Source organism: Secundilactobacillus silagei JCM 19001 (genome assembly GCF_002217945.1).
Lineage (GTDB): Bacteria > Bacillota > Bacilli > Lactobacillales > Lactobacillaceae > Secundilactobacillus > Secundilactobacillus silagei.
The window spans coordinates 77,577-85,094 of record NZ_BCMG01000013.1; the positions used below are offsets into that span (position 1 = coordinate 77,577).

Below are 7,518 nucleotides of genomic sequence, written 5' to 3' on the forward strand. Positions count from 1 at the left end.
GTCAAGCTTAAATGAACTGACTGATTTTGAAAATAGTTTCCCTCATAATTCCCTTAAAATGACTTTTAAAGTGATCTATCCGGTATAATTATCACGAACCCACTGGATAAAGTGGGTCACCAAATTTTAAGTAGACGGGGAAACCGAGATGTTAATTACCTACAAAGTTGAGCTTAAGCCAACGAATCAACAGGCTTGGCTGATCGATCAGCAGATATCCGGCAGTCGCTGGGCCTACAACCTCTTTTTAGATATTAATCGTCAACGCTACGAGTGTGGTTATCACTACATGAATGCTTATGAGTTCTCTAAGTGGTTCAATCATGATTATTTAGAGGCTAATCCAGATGATCAGTGGATCAAAGAATTATATGCCAAGTCTGTGAAGCAGGCGTTTATCGACGCGGATACAGCCATGAAACGGTTTTTTAAAAAACTAAGCGGTTATCCACATTGGCGTTCGTTTAAACGTGGCCAAGGCAGTTACTACTTCGTTAAGAACAGTCAGAAACAGATCATTGCTTGTGACCGACACCGGGTTAAATTGCCTAAACTGGGCTGGGTGCGGTTGAAAGAATTCGGCTATATCCCCACTGATGCTGAACATTTTGTCATCAAAAACGGGCGGGTGAAAGTTAAGGCTGGTCGGTATTATCTGACCTGTGTTGTGGAACAAGCTGATGCGATTCAACTCCCATTAAATGGCAATCCCATTGGCATTGACTTAGGCTTAAAAAATTTTGCGATTTTAAGTGATGGTTCCATTTACAGTAATCGGAACAAAAGCAGTCGTCTAAAACGAATCAGAAAGCGACTTCGACGACTGCAAAGAAAATTGTCACGCCAGTATCGTGCACTGAAAGCTAGAAAACAGAAGGAAGGCAGATCTGCTACTGATTTAAATCTAGCCAAAACCCAGCTGAAAGTGCAACGGCTTTATCAACGGTTAACTAACATTCAGATCGATAATCAAAATAAGATTATTGCCACTGTGGTGAGAACCAAACCACAATGGGTCGCCTTAGAAGATTTGAATGTTAGTGGAATGATGAAAAATCGACATTTGGCTAAAGCCATCGCTCAGCAAGGTTTCTATAACTTCAGAGTAAAACTGATTACTAAATGTCAGCAATTAGGGATTCCAGTGCATCTTACCGGGCGCTTTGAACCAACTTCCAAGCTCTGTCATAACTGCGGAACTAAGAAAGTGAGTTTAAAGTTGAGTGAGCGCACTTATCACTGTCCTAATTGTCACTATACCAATGACCGTGATTTAAATGCTGCCCTGAATATCAGGGATACGGAAAACTTTGCCTTAGCCTACTAAAACAGGCAGTAAAGCATGTACCGGTGGCTAGCCGGGAATTGACGCTTGTGGACTATCATATCAACTGCAGTAGCGAGTAACGTGCGAGACAGGATAGGATGAAGCAAGAACAATCGTTAACTTTTTATAAGTTATCAGTAGCAGTCGAGGGATGACTGAAAAAATTACAATTTTACACACCAATGACCTTCATTCCCATCTCGAAAATTGGCCGAAGATCCGCCGTTATCTGACTGAAGAACGGCAGCGCTACGAAGCAGCTGGCCATCAAGTCCTTACTTTTGATATTGGCGATGAGATGGACCGGGCTCACCCGTTAACCGAAGCGACTAACGGTCAGAGCAACGTGACTTTGATGAACCAGATCCACTATGACGGCGTAACGATCGGCAATAACGAAGGTTTGGGAAATTCCAAGAAGCAGCTCAACCACCTGTATGATCAGGCTAATTTTGATGTGATTTTGGGTAATCTCTTAAATCTGCCGCAAACGATTCAGCCTAAATGGGCGCTGCCTGGCAAGGTGATCGTTACCAAAGCGGGTACCCGGGTGCTGGTGTTAGGGTTAACGGCACCGTATAGTTTAACGTACCCGTTGCTTGGCTGGCAGCCAATTTCGGTGGAACGGATGCTGCCGCATTTGCTCAAGCAATTTGAAGGGCAGTACGACTGCAGTATTTTGCTGTCGCACCTGGGACTGGACGTTGACCGGTGGATCGCTAAGCGGTTTCCGGAAATTAACGTGGTTTTGGGCGCGCATACCCATCATTTATTGCCACATGGCGAATATGATCAAACCACCATGCTGGGAGCGGCCGGTAAATACGGCGAGTACATTGGCACGATTCAGTTGGAGCTGACGGACCATCAGATCGTGAAGTCTTCAGCTTCAGTTGTTCAAACCGCTAATCTGCAAGCAGCAACGAACGATCGACAAGAAATTGAGGGGTATCAAAAACGCGGCGAGCAGCTTTTAGATGAAAAAAAGGTCGCGGATCTACCCGTGGCCATGGAAAAAAATTGGCAGGGCCATTCCCGCCTGGTGAGTGAAGGACTAGCTGCTCTGGAAGGCTATGCAGATACCGATGCAGCCATTTTAAACGGCGGCCTGTTTCTGCAGGACCTGCCAGCTGGTATTATCTCGCGCAACCACCTGCATCAAATGCTGCCGCACGCCATGCACGTCATGAAGGTGACGTTAAGCGGTGATAATCTCTGGCGGCTGATTCACGAAATGGAGAAAAACCGGCTGTTCTTATCGCGGTTTCCAATTAAGGGAATGGGTTTTCGCGGTAAGATCTTTGGCGCGTTGAACTATTCTGGTATTACCTACAACGACTACGATGGGACGGTCCTTTTCCGTGGCGAATCCTTGTCACCGTTGCGGGCATACACCGTGGCCATGCCAGATAATTATTTGTTTATTCCGTTCTTCCCCACAATTTCGATCGTTGGGCAAAATGAAATTTTATATGGTAAACTTTTAAGAACGGTATTTGGCGACTATCTCGCTAAACAATATCCCATCAGAAAGGAGGGTTACCATGGATAAAAAAACCTTACAGACTTTGATTGACGATGCCCGTGCCAGCCGCGATCCTGGCGGTGTGATTGTGGCGGTTGATGAGACTCATTACCAGATTAACGATCATCCGTATGAGCTGGTGGTGAACTACCGTGACGGCTTTGATCGCGTGGAATTGAGCGACCGGTTTAACACTTATTTTTCCCGCTATGATTATCTAGTCGGCGATTGGGGTTTCGGTCAGTTACGGCTGCGCGGCTTTTATGATGATAAGCGCAACGTTGCCGGAGAACTTAAGATCGGTGCGTTACAGGACTATTTGGACGAAGCTTGCAATACGGGCAGTCCTTATTTTGTGATGCATAATGAAGATGCCAAAGTCGTGATGCCGAAGCGCACGACTCGGCAGCGTGAGAATCATCACCGGTCTAACCGCAATCAAAATAACGGCGGTAAATCGCAAAACCGCAATCATTCTGGTAACCAGACTAAAAAGTCGAAACCAACCCAGACTAAAAAAAAGGAACATCGCTCTGAAGCAGCGCCTGTCAATAAACGGGCGCATACTAAACGTCAAAACCGATCAAGTCATGGTCAGCAAAAGGCGTATACGGTCGAGAAGGTCAAACCGATCAAGAAAACGCCTGTTAGTCAGCGTCATGGGGCGGTTAAGACGGTTGGCCACAGTCAGCACCGTAAATTTACAATTCGAGAAAAAGAGGATTAGCGTTTGATGCAAAAACATTATGATGGCTACTTTATTGATCTGGACGGCACAGTCTACGCTGGCAAACGGCGAATTCCGGCTGCTAAACGGTTTGTTGAGCGGCTGCAGGCGGCCAACAAGGATTTTTTGTTTGTGACGAATAATACGACCAAACTGCCAGCGGACGTGGTCGATAATTTAGCCACTAATCACGATATTCACGTCCAAGCGACTAACGTTTATACGGCCGGATTAGCAACGGCGGACTACGTGGCTGGTATTGCTAAACCCGGGCAGAACAAAGTTTATATTATTGGTGAAATTGGGCTGATTCAGGCCTTTTTAGATAAGGGGTTTGAACTGTCTGAACGCCACCCAGACTTTGTGGTGGTTGGCCTTGATTCGGATGTGACCTACCATAAATTTGAACTGGCAACCTTAGCGATTCGAGCCGGCGCTAAGTTTATCGGCACTAACCCGGATTCCAATATTCCCAATGAACGCGGCATGCTGCCTGGTGCGGGCTCACTGGTTGAAATGGTAGCCTACACCACGCAGCAGCGGCCGATTTACATTGGTAAGCCAGAGACGATCATTATGGCGAACGCGTTGAAAGTAATGGGATTAGAAAAGTCTCAAGTTTTGATGATCGGGGATAACTACAAGACCGATATTACAGCCGGCATTCGCTTTGGTGTGGATACGCTGCTAGTTTATACCGGCTTATCAACTCGCGAGCAGGTGGCGCAGCAAAAGATTGCGCCAACCTATGAGATCGACAGTTTAGATGAATGGTCGGTGGCGGATGACTAGACTAAAGCGCATTTTGCAGTGGACAGCCCTTTTTTTGGCGATCATCTCAGCGGTGATCTTTATTACCATCAACAGTGTTTGGCTCTACTGGCTGAATGTACGGCTGGGACATTTGTCGCGAATCGTTCAGATTTCAAGCAGTCGTATCGTGCAGAATTATGTGCAATTATTAGAGTACCTGCAGCTGCCATGGATCACCAAGCTGGACATGATGGATTTTCCAACGTCTCCCAGTGGCCTGCAGCACTTTATTGACGTCAAGCACTTATTCTTATTGAATAATGGGGTGCTGATCGTGACCATCTGGCCAGCCCTGCATTTTCTCCGGTCGCTGTCGCTTAAGAAGCTGCTGTGGAAACTCATTCGACCGTTTCAGACCGCTGCTGTGGTTCCCGTTTTAGCAGCGTTACTCATGTTAGTGAACTTTAACCAGTTTTTTATTGATTTCCATAAGGTCCTGTTTCGCAACTCTGACTGGTTATTTGATCCCCGGTTTGACCCGGTGATCTTAGTTTTGCCAGAGAGTTTCTTCTCGCAGTGTTTTCTTTTAGCCTTTGGTCTATTTGAACTGATGATGCTGTGGGGCGTTTGGCGTGGCAGACGGACTTTCTTAGATACTAAAAAAACGCTCTAGAACGGTTTTGATAACCGGCTAGAGCGTTTTTTGGATTAATGGGTTTAATCTTCTTCCTTGGGCACTTGACCGCGACTCTTAAGTAGGCCAATCAAAGCTGGAATCATGGAGACGATAATGATGCCAATGACGACCAGTGAAAAGTGGGCTTTGACGAAATCAATGTTGCCAAAGAAGTAACCGCCACCGCAGCATAGCAAGACCCAGCAGATACCAGCGGGGATGTTATAGCGTAGAAAAGAGCGGTAGTCATAATCAGAAGTTGCCGCTACAAACGGGACAAAGGTTCTGATGATCGGCATAAAGCGCGCTAGAAAGATCGCAATTTTACCGTGCTTTTCAAAGAATTTGCGGGCGGATGCCAGGTTTTCTTCTTTAATAAACCGACTAAAGAATGGGTGGCGCGTGATGGCAATGCCGAAGTGGCGGCCAATCAAGAAGTTCGTCGAATCGCCACCGATCGCTGCCAGTAAAAAGATAATGGTAAACAAACTAATACTTAAGTGATAGTCCGGATTAGCAGCTAAGGCAGCCGCCGCGAAGAGCAGTGAATCACCAGGCAAAAATGGCAGGATCACTGCGCCAGTTTCAATAAAGATGACGAGAAATAAAATGCCGTATGACCAGCCACCAAAGGTATTAACGATGTTCACCATGTGACTGTCAATGTGAAGCACGAAATCAATTAATTGACCCATAATTTAGAAGGTTTCCTTTCAAAGTCTAAGATGCTGATATTGTATCAAAGAACGGGCATGTGTCAAAGCCTTTCAAATGGATTTAAGTGAATCGTAAACATGCCGTTCAGTGAATTAATTGGGAAAGTTATCTTAAATAAGGGTTAGAAGTTAGCGCTTAGTCGCATAAATACCAATAACCAAACGTCGATTGTGTTACAATTTCGTATGACTTAATTGACGTTTAGCAAGCTGCGACAGTTAGGGGGCAACCTGATGTTTCCGGAGCTTGAGGCTTGCTTTTCGTTATATTTCATGGATAATAGATATGAAAGAAAACTTGGAGGTTATTAATGTGAACTATCCACAGTTACAACCCGATAAGGCTAACGGCCCCCGGGCTACCATCCATACATCAATGGGTGATGTTGTGATTCAATTGTTCCCAGAGCAAGCACCTAAAGCGGTTGAGAACTTTGTGACCCTGGCTAAGAAAAACTATTATGATGAAGTTATTTTTCACCGTGTGATCAATGATTTTATGGTTCAAGGTGGCGATCCAACCGGTACCGGTATGGGCGGATCAAGCATCTGGAACGAGCCATTTGAAGATGAGTTTTCAAAGGAACTCTATAATCTTCGCGGTGCGGTTTCGATGGCGAACAGCGGTCCTAATACGAATGGCAGTCAGTTCTTTATCGTTCAAAATCAGCATATGTCTGATCAGCTGACGACGCAAATGAAGGATGCTCATTTCCCTGAAGAAATCGTTACAGCCTATCAAAAGGGCGGAACCCCTTGGCTGGACTTTAGACATACCGTCTTTGGTCAAGTCGTTGAAGGGATGGCGGTAGTTGATCAAATGGCAACGGTGAAGACGGATGAGTCTGACAAACCATTGGAAGATATCGTAATCGAATCAGTCAGCATTGATGACTAGGATGATTGATAACTGAGCTTGGGGTGTGAAGACCCTAGGCTTTTTGTTTTATATAGAAAAGAATGTGGAAAGGAGTATTGAATAATGCGTATTGGCGATCATGTTCACGGGACAGTTACGGGAATTCAGCCTTACGGGGCGTTTGTTAATCTCGGCCACGACATACAGGGGTTGATTCACATTTCTGAATGTCATTATGGGTTTGTTAAAGATATTCATGATTACTTATCTGTTGGCGATGAAATTGATGTTGTCATTTTAGACATTGATGAATTTACGGGTAAGATCTCGCTTTCGTTAAGGTGTATGGAAGAACCTCAGGTACCGTTAGCACCAGTGGCACCTCAAAACGAGGGCCATCATAAGCATTATTGGACCAATCGAAATGTTCATGACGGTTTCAAAACGATTCAGAAAAGGCGGCATGCGTGGGAACAAGAGGCCTTGAGAGAGTTTGTCGCAAAATAATTTGATTAATTTATTATTTATCCTTGACCCTGTCGCTGATAGCTGGTATTATTTTATTTGTTGTCAAAGAGGACAATATTAATTGATTGAATTTATATTCAGACGGTTAATATTCAATCGCTCTTTTAGGACGGCAGATGATTCATTAAATAAGTTGTTAATGTGAATGAATAAAGATTCAAAAAAGCGTTGACAATTTTTTCTAACTTAGTTATACTAATTGAGTTGAGTCATCTTGTAGACCTTTGAAAACTGAACAAAGTTTTGTTTCACAAATGTGCAGGACATATCAGTTTCGGCTGATATCAAATGTAATTTGCGAAGTCAATTTCGCTAGTAATATTAATGAGTCACAAACAATCATAAAATGAGAGTTTGATCCTGGCTCAGGACGAACGCTGGCGGCGTGCCTAATACATGCAAGTCGA

The 7,518-nt window shown here is 44.6% G+C and carries 8 protein-coding genes and 1 rRNA gene; 8 read left to right on the forward strand and 1 reads right to left on the reverse strand.

Features of this window, described 5'->3' with window-relative positions; all coding sequences use genetic code 11:
- The first annotated feature begins 148 nt into the window (after positions 1-148).
- The 5 genes from CES79_RS11290 to CES79_RS11310 all read left to right on the forward strand — a co-directional run bounded on the left by CES79_RS11290 (position 149) and on the right by CES79_RS11310 (position 5,005).
- Positions 149-1,327: an RNA-guided endonuclease InsQ/TnpB family protein gene (locus tag CES79_RS11290; protein WP_089137246.1), complete on the forward strand. Its 1,179-nt coding sequence runs from the start codon at positions 149-151 to the stop codon at positions 1,325-1,327.
- A gap of 151 nt (positions 1,328-1,478) precedes the next feature.
- The gene (locus tag CES79_RS11295; RefSeq protein ID WP_089137247.1) at positions 1,479-2,879 is read left to right on the forward strand and encodes a bifunctional metallophosphatase/5'-nucleotidase; all 1,401 of its coding nucleotides are present in this window, start codon (positions 1,479-1,481) and stop codon (positions 2,877-2,879) included.
- A complete protein-coding gene (locus CES79_RS11300) occupies positions 2,872-3,579 on the forward strand; it encodes a YutD family protein (RefSeq protein ID WP_089137248.1) in 708 nt (235 codons plus the stop codon). The genes CES79_RS11295 and CES79_RS11300 overlap by 8 nt, the downstream gene beginning before the upstream one ends.
- 6 nt (positions 3,580-3,585) lie before the next feature.
- Positions 3,586-4,371, forward strand: coding sequence for a TIGR01457 family HAD-type hydrolase (locus CES79_RS11305; RefSeq protein WP_089137249.1), 786 nt, complete (start codon positions 3,586-3,588; stop codon positions 4,369-4,371).
- The gene (locus CES79_RS11310) at positions 4,364-5,005 is read left to right on the forward strand and encodes a TIGR01906 family membrane protein (protein ID WP_089137258.1); all 642 of its coding nucleotides are present in this window, start codon (positions 4,364-4,366) and stop codon (positions 5,003-5,005) included. Before CES79_RS11305 ends, CES79_RS11310 begins: the two co-directional genes overlap by 8 nt.
- Positions 5,006-5,049: 44 nt before the next feature.
- On the opposite strand, the gene CES79_RS11315 is transcribed toward CES79_RS11310, so the two are convergent.
- Positions 5,050-5,703 carry a VTT domain-containing protein gene (locus CES79_RS11315; protein ID WP_054655915.1) on the reverse strand — a complete coding sequence of 218 codons (654 nt, stop codon included), beginning with the start codon at positions 5,701-5,703 and terminating at the stop codon, positions 5,050-5,052.
- 334 nt (positions 5,704-6,037) lie between these two features.
- Here CES79_RS11315 and CES79_RS11320 point away from each other — a divergent pair, with 334 nt between their 5' ends.
- The 3 genes from CES79_RS11320 to CES79_RS11330 form a co-directional block, all read left to right on the forward strand.
- Positions 6,038-6,622 carry a peptidylprolyl isomerase gene (locus CES79_RS11320; RefSeq protein WP_054655913.1) on the forward strand — a complete coding sequence of 195 codons (585 nt, stop codon included), beginning with the start codon at positions 6,038-6,040 and terminating at the stop codon, positions 6,620-6,622.
- An 84-nt stretch (positions 6,623-6,706) separates the two neighbouring features.
- On the forward strand, positions 6,707-7,090 hold the full coding sequence (locus CES79_RS11325; RefSeq protein WP_054655911.1) for a CvfD/Ygs/GSP13 family RNA-binding post-transcriptional regulator: 384 nt from the start codon (positions 6,707-6,709) through the stop codon (positions 7,088-7,090).
- A 363-nt stretch (positions 7,091-7,453) separates the two neighbouring features.
- Positions 7,454-7,518 (forward strand): 16S ribosomal RNA (locus tag CES79_RS11330); the annotation flags it as partial.